Origin of the sequence: Mesorhizobium newzealandense (assembly GCF_042682145.1) — a bacterium.
GTDB classification, from domain to species: domain Bacteria; phylum Pseudomonadota; class Alphaproteobacteria; order Rhizobiales; family Rhizobiaceae; genus Mesorhizobium; species Mesorhizobium newzealandense.
On the sequence record NZ_JBHUGZ010000001.1, the window covers coordinates 710922 to 732961 of the forward strand.

Sequence of the window (22040 nt, forward strand, 5' to 3'; positions counted from 1 at the left end):
TATCCCTTTGGCGACAAGCCTACTCATGTCACATAAGGATATCTTTATGTCAATATACGCCAAACGATCGACCGTGTCACGTGTCTGGCTGACAGTCGGCTCGTGAGCCCAGATGCCGGCTGGCTTTCAGGCGGCGACCGGATAGTGTTTGGCAAAGAGGCCCGTCGCCATCTGCGATGGTTTCGGCCTGGAGCATGATCCCGAAAAGTGGAATCCGGTTTTCGGAAAAGGTCATGCTCAAACACTGAGATTGAGCGTTTCAGGGGAGATTGCGATGACAACGGAATTCACGCCGAAATTCGATCTGGCCGGCAAGGTGGTGCTGGTCACCGGCGCCTCGCGCGGCATTGGCCGCGCTTGCGCGCTGGCCTGTGCCGGTTGCGGCGCCGACATGATCGTTGGCGTGCGCAGCAAGGCCGACGGGGCGGAGCTTGTCGCCGAGATCGAGCGCATGGGCCGGCGGGCGCTGGCCGTGCAGATGGATTTGACCGATCTCGCAACGGTGCGGGCCGCTGTCGCCGAGGCGCACGCCGCCTTCGGCCGCATCGACGTGCTGGTCAACAATGTCGGGCTCGGCCCGGAAAACCTGGCCGAAAACGTCACCGAGGAGGATTTCGACCTGACGGTGAACGTCAATCTCAAGGGCACGTTCTTCACCACCCAGGCGGTCGGACGATTGATGATCGCCCAAAAGTCCGGGCGCATCATCAACATCAGCTCACAGGCCGGCACGGTGACGCTGAAGGGCGAGGCGATCTACTGCATGAGCAAGGCGGCGATCAACCATCTGACACGCTGCCTGGCGGCCGAGTGGGCACAGCACAAGATCGCCGTCAACAGCGTGGCGCCGACCTTCATCTGGACCGACGGCACGCGGCCCTCGCTCGCAGAGCCCGACTTTCACGCCCACGTGCTCGGCCACATCCCGCTCGGCCGCATCGGCGACCCGATCGACGTCGCCGGAACCGTGGTGTTCCTGGCCTCACCGGCGGCGTCGATGATCACAGGGGCGAATATAGTGGTCGATGGCGGGTGGTCGGTGGCGTAGCGAGCCGTCGTGCCATTCGAAATCTGGGGGATTGGGCTGGTGCTGCGATAGAGGATTGAACTCCAGACGATATTAATGATTTCAATAACTTACTGATCGCTTGCGACATTGTTACGACCGGCGGAATGAGCGAAGAAACCATCGCCGAATATGCCTGTTCAGCCAACCTGCGTTGCCTTGCCGGTTGGTTGGCATTGGACCACCACTGACCGGTATGGTTCCAAGGTTGGTTGATTGTGAAGAGGCTTCGTCAGGTTCGCAGTCTCATCAATAACGCCAATCAACTGCGTCCCGGGCGGAACCGAAACGTTGACAGCTACCGGTGTGAGATTTGCAACCATGACGCGGATGTATTCGCCGAAACGATATGCAATGGCGGCAATACCCGGATGATCGACCAGAACCTCGTAGCGCTCGGCGCCAGCCGCTGTCGCAAGCTCGGCGTGGACCGCCTGGAGAGGAAGACGAATTCCGGTCGGGCCAAGCAAGCCGAACGAACCGGTTGGGGACGCGATTATGAGACGATCAACGCCCGCAGCAGCAGCCTGTGCCGCGACACCGACCGTGAAAGCCGCGCCGAACAATGCGCCATGTCGGGGGTCCTCGCTTGCAGCGGGCATTCGCGCTCGGGCAGGATTTGCTGCCACACTCTGCCCGTAGGGATTGTGGCGCATACCGATCGTGCATGGTCCAAGCCAGATCGGTTTTTGTGGACTTAGCCGTCGTGCCGTGGCGATGACGGACGGATAGACGCTCAACGTTTCCATCACCGATAGATCGTCGGCCGCATGAACGATGGCTGCGTTGCTGAAGAAGACGAAATCTGCATCGCCGATCGGCGGGTTGCGATTGAATTCCGTGAAGAAGGAAGGCGTCCCGGCTCCGATGGCGGCTGCGATACTGGTTGCCTTGAGCGCGTCGACCAGATCGCTGACCGGTCGTTCGCCCATAGGCACCGAGTTCGACGCCCTTGTCTTGAATTCGCGGCGCGGTGAAATCAGGATGGCGCTCGGATCGACGCCCGACGAACGGATTGCATCGACGACAGTCCTTGCCTCGGCTGTCGGGTCGACTGCATCGAAGATCGCCTCGATCGCCAACCGGGCTCCGATCGAGGCAGCGAGGCCAGATGCCTTTGTCAGCATCTGCACATCATGTTTGCGCGCGCCGTGGAAGCGGACAATGACTTCCTGTGCCGGGCCAAGCTGGGATGCTGCGGCCACGGCTGCGGGCAGATCATCTGGATCGAGAAACAGTGCCATGGACGGCATCCGTCCAGCAGGTCCACCTAGCGTCAGTGTTGCCCTGTCGGCGGCTCGGAGTCGAGACGCCGATGACTTGGCCTCGATGGAGACAACGACCCGCTGGATGTCCTTCGAACCCTTGGCGATAACATAAGGGCGGGGTTTCGACAGCGGGCGGACATATGTCTTGAACGAGGCGTCGGTCCAGTTGCGCTGGTCCTCCATCTCGAAAGCGTCGCCTTCCATGGCGACTGTGCATGTCATTCCAGGCTCCGGCTCGTGGGTCAGCGCGGATATGTCAAAGGCCGGCTGGTCCGGGCTGATCGTCTCCGGGAATGTCGTCTCCTCGATCTCGCCGCCGCTGTGTCGGATGGTCAGCGGTGCGCCTGCAGCTTGCGATGGATGCAGGACGACGAATCCGGTGCGATTGGTCGGGAAGTCGGTGAGGGCAACGCCTTCCGCCTCAAGGATCAGCATGCCGGAGGCTTTGCCGACAATTTTCATCCTGTAGGAAAAGCTCCCCTGTGGACCAACGCAAAGTCCTTCATAGCTGACCTCGAACGCAGCCTCGCCTTCCGAAATCTGAAGGTTTGAAAGCTCGGCCTTGTAGGTTCCCCAGGACGCGTCGCGCGCCAGATAGTTGATCGCGCGCACCGCTTCCACACCGGCGAAGCAGATGGTGCGCAGGTTGCCGTCTTCGAGGATGGCTGACAGCGGTCCCGCGGTGACGATCCGGCGCTCGGCAACGGGCTGGTCCGTGCCGAACAGATCGAAATCGCTGACGCTGCCGGTCAAGTCGATTCCCTAATCTTCGCGTTCTCTTGGACCGCATAGGCGAGAACCGTCTTGCTGATGACAAGGTCGCGCGAGCGTTGGTCGAACTGACGGAAATGCTCCGAGGCGAGGTGCAGGTCGAAGGCAGCGCGATCCGTGTAGATCTCATAGAGGAAGACATGAGTGGCAGTTGCCGGGTCCGCCGGTGTCAGCACGTCGAAGCGAAGGCAATCCGCCTCGAGTTTGACGGAGAGCGCCGCATTCTCAGCAACCAGCCGATGGAATTCCGGAAATGAGCCCTCAAGAAGTTCGAATGCCACGGTGATCGCAAAGGCGGCGCCCGCCCTTCCCTTCCCGCGTCCTGGCGTCTTTTCCCGCCCCGTCGTCATTGCGTCCTCCGGCCCTTTGAGGCGACGCTGGCACTTCCCTCCCACAGCGTCGGAACGATCGCCCGGTGTTCCTCCGCCGCGCGGTATGCGGCGTCAACCAGGGCGTAAGTCCTGAGGTTGTCGCTTCCCGACGTCTCGGCGGGCACGCCACGCTTGAGACAATCGAGAAAATGGCGGCAGGCAACGAACGCGCCCTCTTGCGCGACGTGCCAGCGATCGCTGGTCCACGAGCGCAGCGGTGAGCCAATGCCTTCCTCGGTCGTCGTCCCATTGCTGGTAACCCGCATGCGCGAGCCCGGGAGAACGATGATTGACCCGTTATCGCCCTCGATCTCGACCAGCGTTTCGGGGAACGGATCGGGGTCGCGCCGCGCCTCATATGTGCACTCGACGACGCTGGCGGCGCCGCTGCGATGGCGCAGGAGCATCGTCGCCGTGTCCTCGGCCCGCACCTTGGGATTGCGGCGCTGAGTTTCGCAAGAGATGCGCTCGACCTCGCCCAGGAAGAAGCGTGCGAGGTCGAGCACGTGGATGCCGACATCGGCGATCGCCAAGCGTTCCTCGTCATAGAAATAGGGCTGCGTGCGATAGACATCGAAGCCGGTGCGAAACATTATCCGAGCCCAGCTCGGCGTGCCGATGGCGCCGCTGTCGATGACGCGGCGGACATGCCGCATCGGCGTCTGGAAGCGAAAGTTCTCGTGAACCGCAAGCCAAACGCCTGCCTTGTCGGCCGCCTCGACGATGGCAACGCAGTCTTCCCAGGTCGGAGCGAACGGCTTCTGCACAATAGTGGCGACGCCTTTCGCTATTGCCAGTTCGCAGAGCGCCCTGTGCGTGTCGTGGCGGGTGACGATATCGACCGCATCAAGCCTCTCGACCGCAAGCAAAGCGGCGGCGTCCGTGTAGAACGGGACGTCGAAAGCACGGCCGGCTGCTTCGGCCTTGCCGGCATCGACATCGCAGACGGCGGCAAGCACTGCGCCTTCGTTCGCAAGATCCTTCCACGCATGCAGATGGTTCTGCGCGTAGAAACCACAGCCGATCACTCCAACGCGGATCGCCCCCGACGCCATTTCCTACCCCGCAACGATCGGGGTTCTGAGGATGCCGATGCCCTCGGCTTCGATCTCGACGACATCGCCAGCCTTCATGAAGATCGGCGGCTTCTGGAAGATGCCGACACCGGCCGGCGTTCCCGTCGATACGATGTCGCCGGGTTCGAGCGGAATATATTGCGACAGGAAGGAAATCAGCAGCGGCAACGAAAACAGCCAGTCCGAGGTGCTGCCGTCCTGAAGCGTCTTGCCATTTAGCCGCGTCTTCAGTGCGACATTGTCGGGATGCGGCATCGCGTCAGCCGTCACGATGCAGGGACCGATCGGAGAGAAGCCGGCAAAGTTCTTGCCGATGGTGATCTGATTGTCCTTGAACTGCACATCGCGCGCCGAAATGTCGTTGAGCAGCGTGTAGCCGAAGATCGCCGGCATCACGTCGGCTTCCCTGGCCTTGTGCAGCTTTCGTCCGATGACGGCGGAGAACTCCACCTCGTAATCCATCTGATCGGTCCTGACCGGCTTTTCGACCGGCACGTCGGGGCCGACTACCGAGGTCGGCAGCTTGGTGAAGAAGAACGGCTCGGTCGGCATTTTCGCGTTGGGGTTTTCCTCGGCGTGGCCCTTGTAGTTGATGCCGGAGCACAGAACCTTGCTCGGTCGGATCGGCGCTTCGAGCGTCACCTCGGTCAACGCATAGCGCGGTGCCTTGGCGACGCCACCGCGGATGTGATCCAGCATCTTTTCGCCGCCCAGCACGATCTCCATCACGCTGCCGGCGATGCCGGCCTCTGTCAGGCACGCGACCTGATCGCCGTCGAGCACGCCGGCATGATGGACGTGGCCTCCCTTGCGATGGGAGAAGGTAACGAGCTTCATCTAGTCCTCCGGAATGAATACGGCCTTGTGCAGGGCCATTGGATTTTCTGCGAGTTTCTGGAAGACGTCGGGCGCTTCGCCGAGTGCGAAGGAGCTTGCGATCTTCGGGTAATGGATCTTGCCGGAGGCGAGCAGGGCCAAGGCCTCGGGAAAACAGTCGACCGATGCGCGCGAGCCGAGGATCGTCACTTCCTTGCGGGTGAAGTCCAGGCCGGGGAAGGTGATGCCCTGGCCCTTCTTGACCAGGCCGAGGATGACGATGCGTCCGCCGGCGGCGACGAGATCGATGGTCTGTTCCATCGCCGGCGCGGCTCCCGTCGCTTCCATCACCACCGGCATTCCCTCGCCATTGGTGATTTCGTGCACACGTTCCAGAAGGCCGGCGCCGCCGGCGACCGGTATGGCGCCGAGGTCGGCGGCGGTGGACAGGCGCTCGGCCGAGAGATCGGTGGCGTAGACCTTTGCGCCTGCGGCGCGAGCCACTTCGACGATCGCTAGCCCGATCGGCCCGGCGCCAAGCACCAGCAAGTTATCTTCGGCGGTGACCATGCCGCGGCGACAGCCCTGGACGCCGATGGCCACCGGTTCTGCGAAAGCCGCCTCGAAGTCGGTGAGCGTCTCCGGCACAAGGTTGAGGTTCTGCGCCGGCGCCGTCACGAAATCGGCGAAGCCGCCCTCGCGATGAACGCCGACAATGGTGAGGTTGGCGCAGCAGTTTCGTTTGCCGATCCGGCAGGGATAGCAGTGCCCGCAGCCGATGAATGGGTCGACGACTACACGTGTGCCGATTGCCGGGCCGGTGGTGCCGGCGCCATAGGCTTCGACGACGCCGGCGATCTCGTGACAGCCGATACGGGGATAGGTCACGTAGGGGTTCTTGCCGGTGTAGATGTAGAGATCGCCGGCGCACAGGCCTGCAGCCTTGACCCGCACCAGCACCTCTCCCATTCGTGGCTCCGGCTTCGGCGCTTCGGCCATGCGGATCGAAAGGGGTGCGTCGAAGATCGCCGCGCGCATCGCGTCAGGCCGCCTTGGCCGGCCGCAGGACCTTGCCGTCGCGGTCGAACTCGATCCAGTCGCCGGCACGCAGCAGATAGGGGTCGGCAATCGCTTCGCCGCGCGCCTTGGCTTCGCGATGGTGCCTCATATATTCGGCGACGTCCTTGTCGCCTTCGAGTTTGATGTAGTGGCAGGGCAGCACCGTCTCGAGGCCAAGCCATTGCGTGGCAAGCACACCTTCATACGGACTCATCTCGCCGGTCAACATTTCGCCCGGCATCGGGTTGAGATGCAGGATCTCCTGTGGATTGGCGATGCCGATGCAGCCGACATTCGGCTTGTAGAGCTCGGCCTGCAGCTTGAGGTCGGAGAAGATGGCGGTGTCGCCGTAGTGGTAGAAGCGCAGATTGTCGTCGGCATAGACAATGAAGGCCATTGGCACGCCGGAGATAAAGGAGTTGTCCTTCAGCCTGATCTGCGACCAGTGATGGCATTCAAGCGGCTGGATCTCGATGCCGGCCACCTTGACCCGGATGCCCCAGGTGGTGGCACGGATCTGGTTGGCCGGAATGCCACGGTCCATCAGCCAGGCCTTCACCTCACCTCCGCAGACGACCGGACAGCCATATTTGGCGGCGATCTTGTCGGTATCGCCAAGATGGTCGAAGGCGGCATGACTGACGATGACGAGATCGACACGATCGAATTCTGTCGATTTTGTTGCCGCGCCCGGATTCTGGTCCAGGAAGGGATCGCACAAGATGCGCAATCCATCGCGCGTCAGGATTTCGTAAGCAGCAACGCCGTGAAAACGCATGCGGGTGGTGGGGAAAGCCATGGTCAATGCGCCTTCTTTCTATCAATGAGCAAGGGCAGGCTTGCAAAACCGCGCCGATCGCCTCTGGTCTTCCAGCGTGGCGCGACCGCTGGATCAAGGGCAAGGCCAATTCCGGCCTCGATCAGAGCCTCCAGCGTCACTGCGAATTCCATGCGGGCGACGCCGGCGCCAGCGCAGAGATGTGGCCCTGCGCCAAAGGTGAGATGCCTGTTGGGCTTTCGATCCAGGTGCAATTCGCCTGGCGCCTCGAATACGCTCGGATCGCGGTTGGCTGAGCCGAAGCCCAGGGCGACGATGTCGCCGGCCCGCATCCGGCGTTCATGCACGGACAGATCACGCGCGGCGTTGCGGCCGAAAATCTGGATCGGCGAGGAAAAACGCAGGAATTCCTCGACTGCCGTCGGTACGAGTGCCGGCTCGGCGGCAAGCCGCGCCAGATCGGCCGGGTGTTCGGCGAGCCAGTGCAGCATGACCGAGAGGCCGTCGGCGGTGGTCTCGAAACCGGCGCCGAAAACCACCGTCATGAAGGATCGTATCTGGCCATCGTCGAGACTTTCGCCATCGATCTCGGCGGCCATCAGCATGCTGATGAAGTCGCCCGTCGGAGCCGCCCGGCGCGCCGCTATCAGCCCGTCGATATAGGCAACGAGATCGCGGCTCGCAGCCGCGCCGGCGACGGGATCGCTGACGTCGAACATTTTGGTGATCCAGCCGACCCAATTTTCGGAATCAGCCAGCGGCACGTCGGTGAAGGCGGCAAGCGAAGCGATCGCGACCGGCACGCAGAATTCGGCCACGGCATCGGCGCTTTCTTTCTCCGCCATGCGTTCGAGGATCGAGGCAGCGAGCCTTCCGATACGCGGCGTGATTTCCGCGACCCGTTCCGGCGTGAACACCGGATTGACGAGGGCGCGGTACCGAGAATGACGCGGCGGATCGATCTCGATCGGCAGCATCGGTTCGGTGCGCGGGGTGATGACCGGAATAGCGGTAACGCCTGCGACGCTCGACGTATAGTCGCGCCAGTTGATGGCGCCGGCCCGCACATCCTCGTAGCGAGTCATCAGCCAGAAGCCGCCATGCTTGTTGGAGCGGGCGATCGGACACTCCAGGCGCAACCGGTCATATGCGGTGAACGGATCGCGCACGAACGCCGGATCGTGGATATCCACATCCTCCGGGATCTGCGGTTCGCTCATTGCTGCGGTGTTCGACATGGTTTCGGTCTTGCCAGATGACGTTTGAATTGGCCGTCCAGCGGCGGGGAGATAACGCCGCCGGACGCTGCTTGAGCCTTGACCCAAGACTCCGCGATGTCGGCATTCAGCCTACTTCACATTCAGAGCGGTCAGCACCTTGTCGACATTGTCCTTGGTGATCAGGATCACGCCCGTATCGAGCGAGTCCGGGATCGGACGGCCGCCGTCTTTCGACGAGAGGCCGGCCGACTTCAACGTGTTGGTGTTGTAGTCGTGCAGCAGCTTGACCGCGTAGTAGATGAAGAGCTCGCGATTCTGCACGACGATGCCGTCGACCCAGCCTTCCTTTGCCGATTTGAAGAAGTCCGGCGTCTGCTCCATTGCGGTCACCTTGATGTCGCCGGGATTCTTGCCGGCTTCACGCAGCGCCGTGACGATGCCGGCACCAGATTCGGAATCAAAACCGGCGAGGCCGGCGATGTCTGGATGGGCTGCCAGGATCGCCGCCGTGACTTGCGCCGCCTTCTGCGCGTCGCCACCGTCATCCTCATTGGCGACGATGGTGTATTTGCCGCCGCCATTGGCTTCGACATAGGCTTTGAAGCCCGCCACCGCTTCGCGCATGTTGCCGGCGTTGATGATCGACATCGACGCAACCTTGCCACCCTTCGGCAGCATTTCCATCAGCTTCTTGGCCTGGGCGACACCGACCTGCGTCCAGTTCGTGCCGATATAGGCGAGACGGCCGGAGTCCGGCAGATCGCCGTCATCGACGACCGTCGGCACGCCTTGCTCCATGCATTTCTTGACCGATTCGGTCAGCGACGGATCCCAGCCGCCGACGACGGAGACGCCGCTCGGCTTCTGCGCGCAGACCTGGTCGACGGCGGAGATGAAGCCCGGCACGTCGAAATCGGTCGGCCCGGCGACGATCACCTTGACGCCGAGCTCTTCGGCGATCCGCTTCATTCCGACATAGTCATACTGCACGAACAGCGGCAGGTTGGCCTTGTTGGAGATCCAGTAGTAGGTCTCCTTCGCGTCGGCCGGCCCGAAGGATGATTCCTGTGCGCTGGCCGGAAAGGTGTAGAGCAATGCGGTGGCAGCAAGCGCTGCGCCGGAAAGTATCGTTCTCACTATCGATTTCATGCCCGTTTCCTCCTGATGTTTTTGTATTTTCAGTTCCTGTATGTCATCCGGTTGTCCGAATGCCTCCTCCCGTCCTCGCCTGAAATCAGGCGCGGCTGCTGGTCTTGAAACGATCGAGCGAGACTGCGAACAGCAGGACCAGACCGACCACCAGCCCCTGCCAGAACACGCCGATCGCATTGATGATCATGGCGTTCTCGATCAATGCGATGAAAAGCACGCCGAGAATGCCGCCGAGGATCGTGCCTTCGCCGCCCTTCAGGCTCGCGCCTCCGAGCACGGTGGCGGTGATGACCTTGAGTTCGATGCCGACGCCGGCGTTGACGACCGCACTGTTGAGCCGCGCCGCGCCCAGCACGCCGGCAAGACCCGCCAGCGCACCCATGATGACGAAGCCGATCAGGATGAGCCGGTCGACGCGAATGCCCGAAAGCTGGGCTGCGCGAGGATTGCCGCCGATGAAATAGAACTGGCGGAAGAAGCGCGTCCGCGCCACCAGCCAGCCGCCGACAAGCACGAGCACCAGCATCGCCCAGAACGGCGACTGGATCCTGAGCAGCGGATCGGCGGCGCGGCCATATTCGGCGAAGGCATCGGTGATCGGGGTGACGCCAGTGCCGGCGGTGACGTAGGTCAGGCTGCGATAGATGGTGAGTGTGCCAAGGGTTGCGATCAGCGCGTTGATGCCGATGCGGGTGACGATCAAACCGTTGACCAGACCGCACAGTGCGCCCACCAGGATGCCGACCAGAACAGCAACCTCCGCCGGCCAGCCCCACCATCCGGCGACGACCGCGGCCCAGACGCCCGAGAAAGCCAAGGTCGAGCCGACGGAAAGGTCGAAGGTCCCGCCGATCATCAATAGCATCATGCCGCAGACAAGAATGCCGACCGGTGCGAGATTGAGCAGCACGGCCCTCATGTTGGAGGCGGTGGGGAAATTGTTCGGATAGACGATGCTCATCGCCAGCGCGAGCGCGATGACGAGCACAAACAGCGTCAATTCCCTGGAATCGGCGAGGCGCCGCACGATACGCACGAAAAGGTTTTCGCGCCGGTGCTCGGCATTCTCGGCCATCGGTTGCGTGATCTGCATCGTCATGCCTCTGCCATTCCTGGTTCCTTGCGGACTTCAGCAACCGAAGCCGTGTATCTGGTAGCCAGCCGCAGCACCTGTTCCTCGCTTGCCCCGTCGCCTGGCAATTCGCCAACCGTCCTGCCTTCCGCCATCACGACGATGCGGTCGGCAAGCGCCAGCACCTCCGGCAGGTCCGAGGACACAACGAGCAGCGCAACGCCCTTGTCGGCGAGCGCTCGCAGAAGCCGGTAAATTTCCGATCGTGCCCCGACGTCGACGCCGCGTGTCGGCTCGTCGACGATCAGCAGGCGCGGCTCCATCGCCAGCCATTTGGCCAGAAGCACTTTCTGCTGATTGCCGCCGGAGAGATTGCCGACGATCTGGCGCACGCTCGGCGTCGCTATGCGCAGCTCGTTGACAAAATTCTTGGCCAGCGCCTCGGCCTTGCGGTTGGAGAAATTGGCGCCCGAGGAAACCTTGGAAAGAACCGTCGCGGCAACATTGTTGACGATGTCCATGCCGAGGAACAGACCCGCCGCCTTGCGGTCTTCCGGAACCATGCCGATGCCGGCGTGCTTGCCATCCCACGGACCTCTCGGATCTATCGGCTTGCCGCCAATCCGGATCGAGCCGCCACGCCGTCGGCGTGCGCCAAAGATCGCCTCGCAGAATTCGCTGCGGCCAGACCCGATAAGCCCCGCAAGGCAGACGATCTCGCCAGAGCGCACGGAGATCGATGCCGAGCGCACCAGAGGCGGCGCGTCGACGCTTTCGGCCTCGAGTACGATGTCGCCGATCTTGCGCCCTGCCGCCGCACGCGAAAAATGCACGTCGCGTCCGACCATCAGACGGATCAGTTCGTCGGTCGACGTCTCGCTGACCCTGCGTGTTCCGGCAAGCTTGCCGTCCTTGAGCACGGTCACCGAATGGCAAAGCGCGAAAATCTCGGCAAGGCGGTGCGAAACGTAGATCACCGAAACGCCATTGCTCGCCAGCCGGCGCACCACGTCGAACAGTTTCTCGGTTTCGGTAAGGGTCAATGCCGCGGTCGGCTCGTCGAGGATCAAAATCCTGAGGTCTCGCGACAGCGCCTTGGCAATCTCGACGATCTGGGATTGCGCCGGCGAAAGGGTAGACACCTTCAGTGCCGGATCGATGGCGACGCCAAGCTGCGCGATAAGCACCCTTGCACGATCGCGCATAGTGCGAACATCGACCTGGCCCAGCCATTGCGTAGGCTGCCGGCCGGCGAAGATGTTCTCTGCAACAGAAAGCTGCGGAACGAGCGAGCCTTCCTGATGCACGATCCCGATGCCGAGATCGCCCGCTGCTTTCTCGTCGAGGTCAGCGATTTCGGCGCCATCGACCAGGATGGTGCCCTGATTTCGCGAATAGACGCCGGCGACGATCTTGCCGAGGGTGGATTTGCCGGCGCCGTTTTCGCCGAGCAATGCACGGATCTCACCGCCCTCGACGCTCATCGATACGTCGTCCAGCGCCCGCACACCGGGGAAGAACTTGGAAAGGCCTTTGATTTCGAGCCGCGGCGCCATGGCCCTATTGGGCCTTAACCTGGAGGTAGTGGGCCTGCTTGGCCTGGATCATCCAGACCATCGTTTCGTTGACAGGCGTGGCCACACCGGTCCGCTTGCCTGCATCGACAATGGCACCGTTGATGACCTCAATTTCAGTCTGCCGTTTGGCTTCGACATCCTGCAGCATCGAAGCCTTGCCGCCGATCGCCTTCTCCAGCAGGCCGGTGATCGCAGCCCAGCGTTCGTCATAGTCGAGCGCGATGCCCTGGGCGTTTGCGACGGCCACGACCTCTTTAAGAATAGCGGCCATCAGGAGTTTGGTGCCATCGAAGGCGACGAGTTCGTGCGACATCAAATGCAACAGCCCGGCGACCGGCAGTGTGCAGGCATTCAGCGCCAGTTTCTTCCAGACCTCGTCCAGGATCCTGTCGGATTGTGTCGTCTCGATCTGCGCCGCACGGAAAGTCTCGATCACCCTGCCGAGCCGTTCAGTTGGTTTGCCGGTCAGCTCGCCGATATAGGTCATGCCGGAGCCGGGATGCTTGACGCGGCCCGGCGCCAGCAACGTGCCGCCATGGTAGGTCAGGCCAACCAGCACGCGGTCTTCGCCGACGATCGACGCAATGCGTGGTGCATTGCCCCAGCCATTCTGCAGGCTGAGCACGGCTGTATCCCTGGCGATCATCGGTGCTGCAGCCCGGACGGCTGCGTCGGTGTGATAGCATTTGACGAAATTGATGATGAGATCGACCGGCCCGACGCTTGCCGGATTGTCACTTGCAGGCACCTTTATCACCGGCTGCGAGCCATCCCTCTCCTCGATGGTCAGCCCGTTGTCGTTGATCGCCGTCACGGCCGCCTTGGAGACGTCGATCAGCGTGACGTCATTGCCGGCGCGGGCCAGATATCCACCGAATATCCCGCCCATAGCTCCGCCGCCGCCCAGAATGGCGATTTTCATGCTCTTCCTCCCTTGGCGATCGCAATCGCCGCCTCAAAAGCAAGTTGATGTGCAGGGGGCGGAGCTGCCTTGAGGGCGCCCAAACCGGTGCTAGCCGATGCTCATGGAGCCCGGCCTTGTCTTCCCGCTTTTTTTCAATCTTGTGTTTTCAGCATTGCAAGCTGTTGCATGGTTGTCAAGCATGATGGTATGAAAGGTCTATGGTCGACCCTCTTGTCATAGAACGAAAGAAACTCTTCGAGCATGTGGCAACACATCTCGAGGGACAAATCCTCTCCGGCAAACTCAAGCCGGGAGACCAGTTGCCGCCCGAGCGTGACCTGCAGTCGCGCTTCGGCGTCGGCCGCCCGGCCATTCGTGAAGCACTGATCTCGCTGCAGAAGGCCGGCCTCGTCGAACTCACCAATGGTGCTCGCGCCAAAGTCTTGATGCCGACCGCCAGCCATATTTTCACCGGCATGGCACCTGCGGTCAGGCAGATGCTGTCGACGGAATTGGGACAGCGTTCCTTTCAGGGCGCGCGCAGTTTCTTCGAGGTTGGCCTCGCCCGGGAAGCCGCGCGGACGGCGACGTCAGAAGATCTGGCCTCGTTGCGTGAGGCGCTCGAAGCCAATCGGCTGGCGATCGGCGACCGTGACCGTTTCACCAGCACCGACATCGCCTTTCACTTCGAACTCGCCCGTATTGCCCGCAACCTCGTCTTCGTCGCCCTGCACGACCAGATTTCCGAATGGCTCAAGGAACAGCGCATTGTGACGCTGGCCGCCGACGGTCAGGAGCAGACGGCGTATGAGGCGCATCGCGCCATTTACGATGGGATCGTCGCGCGCGATCCCGATCGTGCCGAACAGGCGATGCGCGAGCATCTGGATCAGCTGACGACGATGTTCTGGCGCCAGCGGGCAAGCGACCACGACGAATGAAGATCGGCGTCATCGGCGACGATTTCACCGGTTCCGGTGACATCGCCAACACGCTCGCCAAGGCCGGCGCTCGGACTGTTCAGTATGTCGGCACACCGAGCGGACACCTTGCGGACGAGATCGACGCCGCGGTCATTGCATTGAAGACGCGTTCGGTTGAGGCCGGCGATGCGGTAGCGCAGTCGCTCGCGGCCTGCCGCTGGCTGGTTGCCAACGGCGCCGAGCAGATCGTCTTCAAATATTGCTCGACCTTCGATTCCACACCGCAAGGAAACATAGGACCGGTCGCGCAGGCCCTGCTGGAGGAACTGGACGCGCCGCTGGCACTGGTTTGCCCTGCCTTTCCCGCCAACCGCCGCACGGTCTACAACGGCCACCTCTTCGTCGGCGACCGCCTGCTCAGCGAGTCCGGCATGGAAAACCATCCGCTGACGCCGATGACCGACCCCGATATCAGGCGATGGCTGTCGCGCCAGACGCAACTCAAGGTCGGCCATCTTCCGCTGGAAAGTTTGCGTTCGGGCGGTGCTGAAGCCGTCTTCAATCTTGCAAAACGCAATGGCGAAAAACTTATCGTCGCCGACGCGATCACAGACGACGATCTCATCGCGCTGGGCAAGATAGCCAAGACCCATCGACTGATCACCGGCGGCTCGGGTATCGCCATGGGCCTGCCCAGCAATTTCGGTATCCACCCGGTGATCGGCGATCGGCAGCGGTTCGCGGGGAACAACAGGCCTGGATTCATCCTCTCCGGCAGCTGCTCTTCTGCGACACGCCGGCAGATTGCCGCCTATCGGAACGGGCATCCTTCGATGCAACTCGATGCCGCCGATGTGCTCGATCCGGACGCTGCCATCGCAAGCGGACTCGATTTTCTGGTCAGCCACAAGGACGCCGGCCCGCTGGTCTATTCGACTGCGGAGCCTTCCGAAGTGTCCGCGGCACAGACCCGACATGGCCGCGAACGGTTGGCAGGATTGTTCGAGACGATTTTCGCCGAGCTCGCCGCCAAGGCGGTGGCTGCCGGCTTTCGGCGGCTCGTGGTTGCGGGTGGCGAAACCTCCGGCGCGGTCGCCTCTGCTTTCGGCGCGTCGGCGCTTGAAGTCGGTCCGGAGATCGACACCGGCGTGCCGGTGCTCATCCTCGACGGCGAGCCGCGGCTGGCCTTGGCGCTGAAATCGGGCAATTTCGGCGCCGACGATTTTTTCGAACGCGCGCTCGATATGCTGAAAGGTGGCGCCCCATGACGCTTGAAGAACAGCAGCTTCGCGACGAGTTTTGCCGCTGGGGCGAGTCCCTGTTCATGCGCGGCTACACCGCCGGCTCGTCCGGCAACCTGTCGGCTCGGCTTGCCGATGGTTTCCTTGTCACGCCGACCAATTCCTGCCTGGGTTATCTCGAACCCAGCAGACTGTCGAAGCTGGACACCCAAGGCGTGGCCGTGTCCGGTGATGCCCCGACCAAGGAGATACCCCTCCACATGGCGTTCTATGAAGCGCGGCCCCAGGCGGCAGGTGTCGTGCATCTTCACTCGACCTATGCCACGGCATTGTCCTGCCTTGAAGACACAGACCCCGACGACGCCATCCCGCCGATCACGCCTTATGTGGTGATGCGCGTCGGTCGCGTGCCTCTGCTGCCCTATACTCATCCGGGGTCGGCCGACGTCAGGCCGCTGGTGCTTGCCAAGGCGCATGATCATGCGGCCGTCCTTCTGGCCAATCACGGTCCGGTGGTTTCCGGACGCAGTTTCCGCGACGCTGTCTTTGCCGCGGAGGAACTGGAGGAAACGGCGAAGCTGGCGCTTCTGACCAAACATCTGCCCGTCAGGCGACTGGATGGGCGGATAGTCGCCGAATTGGAGCAACGTCGACAAAAGTGAATGTCAACGTTGGCCCTTGCGCATCGCCGTCATTCGGGTTGGCGCTGGCCGCCCAACCTTCATCATGCTGACAACGGCCCCCGGGCGGACGTGGCGCCTTACCGCAAAAACAGGCAAGTAGTTGTGCTCCAGCCAGCGGACTGGAATTCATCTGACAAAGCCCGAGGCCGCCCCGTGCCGGCAGGATCGCATGGAGCGGAAACAGTTCGTGCCGGTTCCGATTAGGCGCTAGGTTACCACGGGCGTGCCAGCTAGATCATTGACGGAAGCCAATGCCGATTTTCTCAGTCAAGCACACGACGTTGTATCGCTATAGCCAACGGGTGAGGTTTGGCGAGCACCGGCTTATGTTCAGGCCGCGCGACAGTTTCGATCAGCGGCTTCTGGACCACACTTTGTCCGTTGATCCTGAGCCGACGGAGGTTCGCTGGATCCACGACGTCTTTGGAAACTGCGTTGCCGTGATCGATTTCAAGGGTTCGGCCAATGAACTCCATTTCGCGACGGACATTCGGCTCGATCATACGCCGCAGCATGCGCCTGATTTCCGTATCGATGAGGCCGCGCTGAATTATCCATTCTCTTACGATCCCGACGAGGCGGCCGACCTCGCGCAAACCATGGAGCGCCATCATCTCGATGACGGCGACGAGGTCGGCAAATGGGCGCGACAGTTCGTCAGTGCCGCAGGGCATACCGAGACCGGAAAACTGTTGATGACGCTCTGCTACGCCATCCACGAGAGCTTCGTGTATTCCCGCCGGTTCGAAACCGGAACGCAGCCGCCACTCATCACGTTGCATCTGCGCAAAGGCACATGCCGGGACTTTGCGCTTTTCATGATGGAGGCGGTTCGCTCGCTCGGCTTCGCGGCCCGCTTCGTGACCGGTTATGTCTATGTGCCGAGCCGCGATAGTGATGCCGTCCGCGGCGGAGGTTCAACGCATGCCTGGTGCCAGGTCTACTTGCCCGGGGCCGGTTGGATCGAGTTCGATCCAACCAATGGCATTGTCGGCAACCGGGATTTGATCAGGGTGGCTGTGGCCAGGCATCCTCAACAAGCCATCCCACTTTCCGGAAGCTACTCTGGCAGCGCCGCGAGTTTTCTGGGTATGAGCGTTGAGGTGAAGGTGACGAGGAAACCGTCGCCAACAAAAATTAGCTCCCTCTGATGTTCGCCGGAACTGTTTGGGCAATCCGGAGTTTGCCCGGTTCCTGAATCAGCGCATTGGAGTATCGATGAGGATCCGCGCAGGTTTCAACCTTATCTACGAATGTCCGCAGCCGACACCAATGCTGCTGGTCCTTGACGTCCATCCGTCACGACGCGTCGATCTGCTGACGGATCAGATCATAGGCTTTGATCGCCCGATCGAAGCCCGCGACTACATTGACGCTTTCGGCAACGCATGCACGAGAATAGAAGCGCCCGCAGGGCTGACGACGATATCTACGAGCTTCGAAATTTACGACACTGGCAAGTCCGATGTCGTCGTGCCAGACGCCGTTCAGCACGATATCAAGGAACTCCCCGACGGGGTGCTCAGGTTTCTGCTCGGTAGCCGCTATTGCGATACCGATCGGCTTGGCGACTTCGCCTGGGCGAAGTTCGGCGATACCACGCCCGGATGGGCGCGGGTTCAGGCGATCTGCAATTTCGTGCACGATCACATCGCTTTCAGCTACCAGGCCGCGGACCCGCTGCGGACCGCCCATGGCGCTCTCACCGATCGAACCGGCGTCTGTCGCGATTTTGCACATCTGGCAATCTCGCTGTGCCGCTGCATGAATATCCCTACGCGCTATTGCACCGGCTATCTCGGTGACATTGGCGTGCCACGGGCGCCGGATCCCATGGATTTCAGCGCGTGGTTTCAAGCATATCTAAGCGGTCACTGGTTCACATTTGATCCTCGGCATAACCGTCCTCGCATAGGCAGGATCCTGATGGCGACGGGTTGCGACGCGACCGACGTTGCTTTCTCAACCAGTTTCGGCTCATCGAGACTAGCGAGCTTCGAAGTTGTCACGGAAGAAGTCCAAACGGACCAATTGTCGGGGGATCCTTTCGGAAATCCCGAGGCTTCACCTTGATCTGATCGATGAGACCAGAAGGGTCGACGTTGCGCGGCTTCGGCCACTTGGCAAGCCGCCGGGCTGGCATTAGGGCGGAATTGCCAATAGGAAACAAGGAGCTTCAGGCCCGCTTGTAGCCGGCGGTGACCTGGTCTTTATGAGCAGCGAAGGCTGCCAGGACCTCGGCCTTCTCGGGCTTTGGAACCTTGAAGTGGTCCAGGGTCCGCCCGAGTTCCGCTGCGACCTCATCGAATTCTGCCGGAGAGATCCGCAGGTCCCGATGGGCCTCCTCAAGGCCGAGCGGCGTCGTGCCGGGCTTGGTGGCCACGAATTTGAAGGGCCCACCCGAAACGTCGCAGACCCAAAGCGTCCGCATGAATTTGAGGCCAGGCAGCCTTCCAAGGTTCTTGGTGTGCCATTTCCGCAACTGCGGGTTCTTGGACTTCTGGCCGACGACGGGGTTCTTCACCACCGCGTCGCTGAAATGATCCACCACCGCTGCGATGGCGAATACGCCCCCCAGCCGCTCGTATAGACTTTTCTCAGGTGTAGTTTGGTTGGCCTGCGCGTGCGCGTTGTCCGTCGCCAATACAGCCGTCGATGCGGCGGTCACCGCCAGCCCTGCAACGACGCTTCGTCTTGTGAAAGTGGTTGAAACAGCCGTTTTCATTTCTGATTTCCTTCGAGTTGAGCCAAAGCAAGCCGCAGCCTGTCTGGCGGCTTCAACGAAACGATTGTCGGACATATCCACTTTGCCCAAACCCGGCATCGTCTGAGGAATTAACGCGCCCCCCGTTCGAATTATTCCGATTGACCGCATTCCCACCGTCAAATGCGATAGCGGGGCTAAAACGCGCCGGCGAGTGACAACACGCGTCGCGCAACCGTATCGGGATTCACGGCAAGCCCAGCGGCCCAGCGCGAAGCTGCGTTACGCGCGCTGTTCGATCAGGCGGATCACCTCGTCGATGTCCCGTGGCTCGATGTCGAGTTCCTTCAGGCCCGGCACGCCGATTGCTGCCACATTGTCGTGACGCATAAGATCGACCTGGTTGCGCGTTATGGGCGCGGCCGGAAGGAGTTCCGCGACGCTAGCCAAGGCCTTCCACACCGCAAACGGCACCGGCATCAGCTTGACGTTAGTATGGAGCTGTCGGGCGATCTCCCAAAGCAATTCCTTATAGGTGTAAATGCGCGGGCCACCGAATTCGAATATGGAGGAACCCTTGGGGTTTCGCCCGTCGATCAGCCCGCTCACTGCTTCTGCGACGTCTTCCACGTAGACCGGTTGAAGCCGCGTGCCACCATCGCCGAACACCGGATAGACCGGCAGGAGGCGTATCAGGCTCACAATAGTCGTGAGGAAAGCGTCGTCAGGTCCTGTCATGACGGCGGGACGCACAATGAAAGCGCCGGGAAATGCGCTCTTCACAGCTACTTCTCCGCGCCCACGTGCCCCGATGTAATTCGAAGGCGATTTAGGATCGGAGCCGATCCCCGAAATATGGATAAACCGGTCGACCTTGCCATGGCGCGCTGCGGCGGCGAGATCCGCCGCGGCTTTCACGTGCACGCGTTCGAATGTCTGGACTCCCTGCTCGACATAAAGACTGACAGCATTCACGATCGCCTCTGATCCGGCAATGGCCGAGCCGATCGAGGACGCATCCAATATATCCGCCTCGACTGCTTCGGGCATCCTTCCAGTCGATGAAAAGATCGGGCCCACGCGAGCCGAGTGGCGGGATGCGGCGCGGACCGTGAAGCCCCCTTCTAGGAGCCGCTTCACAATCCTGCGCCCGAGAAAGCCTGTTCCGCCGAACACAGTGACGATCCGTTTCGTGTTGAGATCGTCAGAATCCATTGCCTCGCCATTCCTTGTCTTGGCATGCCTGCCGAACGCCTGCCGCGAGGTTTACGGCCGGCGAAGACCCAGCATAAGGGTGGTCAACGTTGCGCTCGCGCACGCCACCGCTATCAGCGCGACAACGCCGGCAGAGCTGGACGTTTTCTTTGCGCGAAATGGGACGTCTCTTGCGGGCAAAGTACTGTGAACCAGCGCGTCCAGATCCGACCTGCTGCCATGACGAACGGAATAGGCGCGAGTGAATTCGGCACCGAGAAGAAAAATTTCCGATGAGTAGTAAACCCAGAGCAGTATGACGAGCAGTCCACCGGCAGCACCATATGAGGACGCAATCGCACTGGTGCCGAGATACCAGCCAATGAGTGATTTTCCGAGCGTGAACAGGGCAGCGGTCACAACAGCACCAATCCCTACATCCCGCCATTCGAGCCTTCGATCGGGCAAAACTTTGTAAATGGCAGCGAACAACAAAGAGATGAGGGCAAACGAAACGACGGCGTTGATCATGCTGAGGATGATCGTTCCGAGCGGCAGATAGGCGTTGATGAAATTACCCAGTGCCGAAATCGCAGCACTTGCTATGAGAGAGACCAGCAACAGGAATCCGAGCGAAGCCACCAGCCCCAGACTGGCGGCACGTGCCCGCATCAGACGCGACAAGGAACTGCCCTGCGGTTCGACCTTCCAAATCATGTTCAGCGACTGCTGCATTTCGCCAAAGACGCCAGACGCGGCCACCAACAAGGTGACTAGCCCAATCACGGCGGCCCAGGTTCCATATAGCTTGCTCGATGCGCTCTCGAGAGCAGTCTGAAGGAGATCGGCGCTTTCTGGTCCCATCAGCCCGGAGATCTGGGCAGACAAAGCCAATTGTGCGGCATCATGCCCGAAAACGAGACCTGCGATCGCAACCACAATCAGCAAAATCGGCGCCAGCGACGTGGCGGCATAAAAAGCCATCGCAGCACCATGACTAAGAGCATCGTCGTTGACAAAGCCGACTAGGCTTTCTCGCACCAAGTCCCATACATTTGTGATCGAGGGTCGCACTTCGAGTCCGTAGGCAGTGAGTGGCAATGGCGTCCACTAGCAATGCGCCAGAACTTCCGATGTTCCGATTGGGGGCCACGTCCAAGTCACGGGCTCAAACCCCTTTAAGGCTAGCGCCGGCAGTGAGCCTACTGGATCCCACGACAGTCCTGTCGCGAAATCTGGGCCGGAACAAACCACTCCAACCGCCGCTTCGTCGGTTTTTGGCCCATGACAAAGGTTGTCCTGCAAGGTTCCCACATCATGCCGGAGCAACACCTCTGGCGAGCTTTCAGTGCCAAGGCCTTCCCGATTAACCCACTAGCAACGATGCCAAGGGCCTAGTCGACCGAATGCCAAGCCATATCAGGGGGCAGACTGTTTTGAAGAACCATGTCGACATTCGGCATATCGTTGCCACGCACCTTGGCTTCCGCGTCTGCCCTTGAATAGCCGAGGTCGATCCACCGATTAGCAGCCGTTCTTCCAGCTCGGCGCGCTGCGCGTCGAGGAATAAGGTCACATCGAACTGGCGGGGCAGGCTACGCATCTATCAAAAGCGCCAGCGGGTAAGCCACCAAGCCGCAATTCTGGTAGCTGCTATGCAGCTGGCTACAATTGCGAATAGACCAGAATAGCTCGTTGAACGTCCCTCAAAAACCCCGGCCTCGCCCAGGGTTTTCGCTTCAAGGGAATGAGACGGTCCTCCCCGCCGGTCCACTCGCCGGCCGGGCTTCGATCGCCCCCGCATGGACAGTGGCGGTCAGGCCATCTTTGCCATTATCTTGGCCATATCTGCCGCGTCGAACGCTCTCAATGTCTGAGTTCTGATGTTGCCTAGCGATGCTATTGATAAGGCTAGTGCGGTCGCAGCAATGTCGTCGTCGGCTTCGGCAATCGCCACAACATCATATTGACCAAGCGTCCACAACAGGGTGTGAACCTTGATACCGCTTTTGCTGGCCGCCGCCTTGAAGGCCTCAGCACGTTTCTGAGTATCCTTTATGCTCTTGATACCTTGATCTGTGAAACTCGACAGCAATACGTAGTAAGCCATTGGTTCCTCCCACAATGGGAGCGGGCGGGCACTCACGGCGCGTCCGCCGTCTCCC

General features: G+C 61.2%; 21 protein-coding genes. 6 read left to right on the plus strand and 15 right to left on the minus strand.

The features are described from left to right. The first annotated feature begins 274 nt into the window (after positions 1 to 274). Complete coding sequence (locus ACFSOZ_RS03100; RefSeq protein ID WP_379093556.1) at positions 275 to 1048, plus strand: SDR family NAD(P)-dependent oxidoreductase; 774 nt, start codon at positions 275 to 277, stop codon at positions 1046 to 1048. A gap of 158 nt (positions 1049 to 1206) precedes the next feature. Here the strand turns inward: ACFSOZ_RS03100 and ACFSOZ_RS03105 are convergent, their stop codons facing one another. The 11 genes from ACFSOZ_RS03105 to ACFSOZ_RS03155 form a co-directional block, all read right to left on the minus strand. Continuing rightward, the gene (locus tag ACFSOZ_RS03105; protein WP_379093559.1) at positions 1207 to 3087 is read right to left on the minus strand and encodes a D-apionate lactonase family protein; all 1881 of its coding nucleotides are present in this window, start codon (positions 3085 to 3087) and stop codon (positions 1207 to 1209) included. Further along, positions 3084 to 3455 carry a putative quinol monooxygenase gene (locus tag ACFSOZ_RS03110; RefSeq protein ID WP_379093562.1) on the minus strand — a complete coding sequence of 124 codons (372 nt, stop codon included), beginning with the start codon at positions 3453 to 3455 and terminating at the stop codon, positions 3084 to 3086. The genes ACFSOZ_RS03105 and ACFSOZ_RS03110 overlap by 4 nt, the downstream gene beginning before the upstream one ends. After that, entirely contained in the window at positions 3452 to 4531 is a 1080-nt protein-coding gene (locus ACFSOZ_RS03115) for a Gfo/Idh/MocA family protein (RefSeq protein WP_379093565.1), read from the minus strand. The genes ACFSOZ_RS03110 and ACFSOZ_RS03115 overlap by 4 nt, the downstream gene beginning before the upstream one ends. Positions 4532 to 4534: 3 nt before the next feature. Continuing rightward, positions 4535 to 5389, minus strand: coding sequence for a fumarylacetoacetate hydrolase family protein (locus ACFSOZ_RS03120; protein WP_379093568.1), 855 nt, complete (start codon positions 5387 to 5389; stop codon positions 4535 to 4537). Continuing rightward, on the minus strand, positions 5390 to 6406 hold the full coding sequence (locus ACFSOZ_RS03125; protein ID WP_379093571.1) for a zinc-binding alcohol dehydrogenase family protein: 1017 nt from the start codon (positions 6404 to 6406) through the stop codon (positions 5390 to 5392). A gap of 4 nt (positions 6407 to 6410) precedes the next feature. Continuing rightward, complete coding sequence (locus ACFSOZ_RS03130; protein WP_379093574.1) at positions 6411 to 7226, minus strand: MBL fold metallo-hydrolase; 816 nt, start codon at positions 7224 to 7226, stop codon at positions 6411 to 6413. A gap of 2 nt (positions 7227 to 7228) precedes the next feature. Continuing rightward, positions 7229 to 8443 carry a cytochrome P450 gene (locus ACFSOZ_RS03135; protein WP_379093577.1) on the minus strand — a complete coding sequence of 405 codons (1215 nt, stop codon included), beginning with the start codon at positions 8441 to 8443 and terminating at the stop codon, positions 7229 to 7231. A 111-nt stretch (positions 8444 to 8554) separates the two neighbouring features. After that, a complete protein-coding gene (locus ACFSOZ_RS03140; protein WP_184872170.1) occupies positions 8555 to 9574 on the minus strand; it encodes a substrate-binding domain-containing protein in 1020 nt (339 codons plus the stop codon). 85 nt (positions 9575 to 9659) lie between these two features. Further along, positions 9660 to 10676 (minus strand): ABC transporter permease, encoded by a 1017-nt coding sequence (locus ACFSOZ_RS03145; RefSeq protein ID WP_379093582.1) that lies wholly within the window; start codon positions 10674 to 10676, stop codon positions 9660 to 9662. Continuing rightward, positions 10673 to 12205 (minus strand): sugar ABC transporter ATP-binding protein, encoded by a 1533-nt coding sequence (locus ACFSOZ_RS03150; protein WP_379093585.1) that lies wholly within the window; start codon positions 12203 to 12205, stop codon positions 10673 to 10675. Before ACFSOZ_RS03150 ends, ACFSOZ_RS03145 begins: the two co-directional genes overlap by 4 nt. A gap of 4 nt (positions 12206 to 12209) precedes the next feature. Further along, positions 12210 to 13148 (minus strand): ketopantoate reductase family protein, encoded by a 939-nt coding sequence (locus tag ACFSOZ_RS03155; protein ID WP_379093588.1) that lies wholly within the window; start codon positions 13146 to 13148, stop codon positions 12210 to 12212. Between the two features lie 200 nt (positions 13149 to 13348). Here ACFSOZ_RS03155 and ACFSOZ_RS03160 point away from each other — a divergent pair, with 200 nt between their 5' ends. From ACFSOZ_RS03160 to ACFSOZ_RS03180, 5 genes are all read left to right on the plus strand, one after another. Further along, positions 13349 to 14071, plus strand: coding sequence for an FCD domain-containing protein (locus ACFSOZ_RS03160; RefSeq protein WP_379093591.1), 723 nt, complete (start codon positions 13349 to 13351; stop codon positions 14069 to 14071). After that, the gene (gene otnK / locus ACFSOZ_RS03165; protein WP_379093594.1) at positions 14068 to 15321 is read left to right on the plus strand and encodes a 3-oxo-tetronate kinase; all 1254 of its coding nucleotides are present in this window, start codon (positions 14068 to 14070) and stop codon (positions 15319 to 15321) included. The genes ACFSOZ_RS03160 and otnK overlap by 4 nt, the downstream gene beginning before the upstream one ends. After that, positions 15318 to 15956, plus strand: coding sequence for a 3-oxo-tetronate 4-phosphate decarboxylase (gene otnC, locus ACFSOZ_RS03170; RefSeq protein ID WP_379093597.1), 639 nt, complete (start codon positions 15318 to 15320; stop codon positions 15954 to 15956). Before otnK ends, otnC begins: the two co-directional genes overlap by 4 nt. 272 nt (positions 15957 to 16228) lie before the next feature. Further along, positions 16229 to 17128, plus strand: a complete 900-nt coding sequence (locus tag ACFSOZ_RS03175) for a transglutaminase family protein (protein ID WP_379093600.1) — start codon at positions 16229 to 16231, stop codon at positions 17126 to 17128. A gap of 67 nt (positions 17129 to 17195) precedes the next feature. Beyond that, positions 17196 to 18050 carry a transglutaminase-like domain-containing protein gene (locus ACFSOZ_RS03180; RefSeq protein WP_379093603.1) on the plus strand — a complete coding sequence of 285 codons (855 nt, stop codon included), beginning with the start codon at positions 17196 to 17198 and terminating at the stop codon, positions 18048 to 18050. Between the two features lie 103 nt (positions 18051 to 18153). Here the strand turns inward: ACFSOZ_RS03180 and ACFSOZ_RS03185 are convergent, their stop codons facing one another. The 4 genes from ACFSOZ_RS03185 to ACFSOZ_RS03200 form a co-directional block, all read right to left on the minus strand. Continuing rightward, on the minus strand, positions 18154 to 18702 hold the full coding sequence (locus tag ACFSOZ_RS03185) for a group I truncated hemoglobin (protein WP_379093606.1): 549 nt from the start codon (positions 18700 to 18702) through the stop codon (positions 18154 to 18156). 261 nt (positions 18703 to 18963) lie between these two features. Further along, complete coding sequence (locus ACFSOZ_RS03190) at positions 18964 to 19896, minus strand: complex I NDUFA9 subunit family protein (protein WP_379093609.1); 933 nt, start codon at positions 19894 to 19896, stop codon at positions 18964 to 18966. Positions 19897 to 19947: 51 nt separating this feature from the next. Beyond that, positions 19948 to 20949 carry a YihY/virulence factor BrkB family protein gene (locus ACFSOZ_RS03195; RefSeq protein WP_379093612.1) on the minus strand — a complete coding sequence of 334 codons (1002 nt, stop codon included), beginning with the start codon at positions 20947 to 20949 and terminating at the stop codon, positions 19948 to 19950. A 742-nt stretch (positions 20950 to 21691) separates the two neighbouring features. Next, positions 21692 to 21985, minus strand: a complete 294-nt coding sequence (locus ACFSOZ_RS03200) for a GYD domain-containing protein (RefSeq protein ID WP_379093615.1) — start codon at positions 21983 to 21985, stop codon at positions 21692 to 21694. Positions 21986 to 22040 lie beyond the last annotated feature (55 nt).

Coding starts and splice junctions, on each gene's coding strand:
- otnK (WP_379093594.1), top strand. CDS start 14,068: ATGAAGATCGGCGTCATCGGCGACGATTTCACCGGTTCCGGTGACATC.
- ACFSOZ_RS03135 (WP_379093577.1), bottom strand. CDS start 8,443: ATGTCGAACACCGCAGCAATGAGCGAACCGCAGATCCCGGAGGATGTG.
- ACFSOZ_RS03200 (WP_379093615.1), bottom strand. CDS start 21,985: ATGGCTTACTACGTATTGCTGTCGAGTTTCACAGATCAAGGTATCAAG.
- ACFSOZ_RS03145 (WP_379093582.1), bottom strand. CDS start 10,676: ATGACGATGCAGATCACGCAACCGATGGCCGAGAATGCCGAGCACCGG.
- ACFSOZ_RS03175 (WP_379093600.1), top strand. CDS start 16,229: ATGCCGATTTTCTCAGTCAAGCACACGACGTTGTATCGCTATAGCCAA.
- ACFSOZ_RS03125 (WP_379093571.1), bottom strand. CDS start 6,406: ATGCGCGCGGCGATCTTCGACGCACCCCTTTCGATCCGCATGGCCGAA.
- ACFSOZ_RS03120 (WP_379093568.1), bottom strand. CDS start 5,389: ATGAAGCTCGTTACCTTCTCCCATCGCAAGGGAGGCCACGTCCATCAT.
- ACFSOZ_RS03155 (WP_379093588.1), bottom strand. CDS start 13,148: ATGAAAATCGCCATTCTGGGCGGCGGCGGAGCTATGGGCGGGATATTC.
- ACFSOZ_RS03190 (WP_379093609.1), bottom strand. CDS start 19,896: ATGGATTCTGACGATCTCAACACGAAACGGATCGTCACTGTGTTCGGC.
- ACFSOZ_RS03160 (WP_379093591.1), top strand. CDS start 13,349: ATGGTCGACCCTCTTGTCATAGAACGAAAGAAACTCTTCGAGCATGTG.
- ACFSOZ_RS03115 (WP_379093565.1), bottom strand. CDS start 4,531: ATGGCGTCGGGGGCGATCCGCGTTGGAGTGATCGGCTGTGGTTTCTAC.
- ACFSOZ_RS03180 (WP_379093603.1), top strand. CDS start 17,196: ATGAGGATCCGCGCAGGTTTCAACCTTATCTACGAATGTCCGCAGCCG.
- ACFSOZ_RS03185 (WP_379093606.1), bottom strand. CDS start 18,702: ATGAAAACGGCTGTTTCAACCACTTTCACAAGACGAAGCGTCGTTGCA.
- ACFSOZ_RS03100 (WP_379093556.1), top strand. CDS start 275: ATGACAACGGAATTCACGCCGAAATTCGATCTGGCCGGCAAGGTGGTG.
- ACFSOZ_RS03140 (WP_184872170.1), bottom strand. CDS start 9,574: ATGAAATCGATAGTGAGAACGATACTTTCCGGCGCAGCGCTTGCTGCC.
- ACFSOZ_RS03130 (WP_379093574.1), bottom strand. CDS start 7,226: ATGGCTTTCCCCACCACCCGCATGCGTTTTCACGGCGTTGCTGCTTAC.
- ACFSOZ_RS03150 (WP_379093585.1), bottom strand. CDS start 12,205: ATGGCGCCGCGGCTCGAAATCAAAGGCCTTTCCAAGTTCTTCCCCGGT.
- ACFSOZ_RS03110 (WP_379093562.1), bottom strand. CDS start 3,455: ATGACGACGGGGCGGGAAAAGACGCCAGGACGCGGGAAGGGAAGGGCG.
- otnC (WP_379093597.1), top strand. CDS start 15,318: ATGACGCTTGAAGAACAGCAGCTTCGCGACGAGTTTTGCCGCTGGGGC.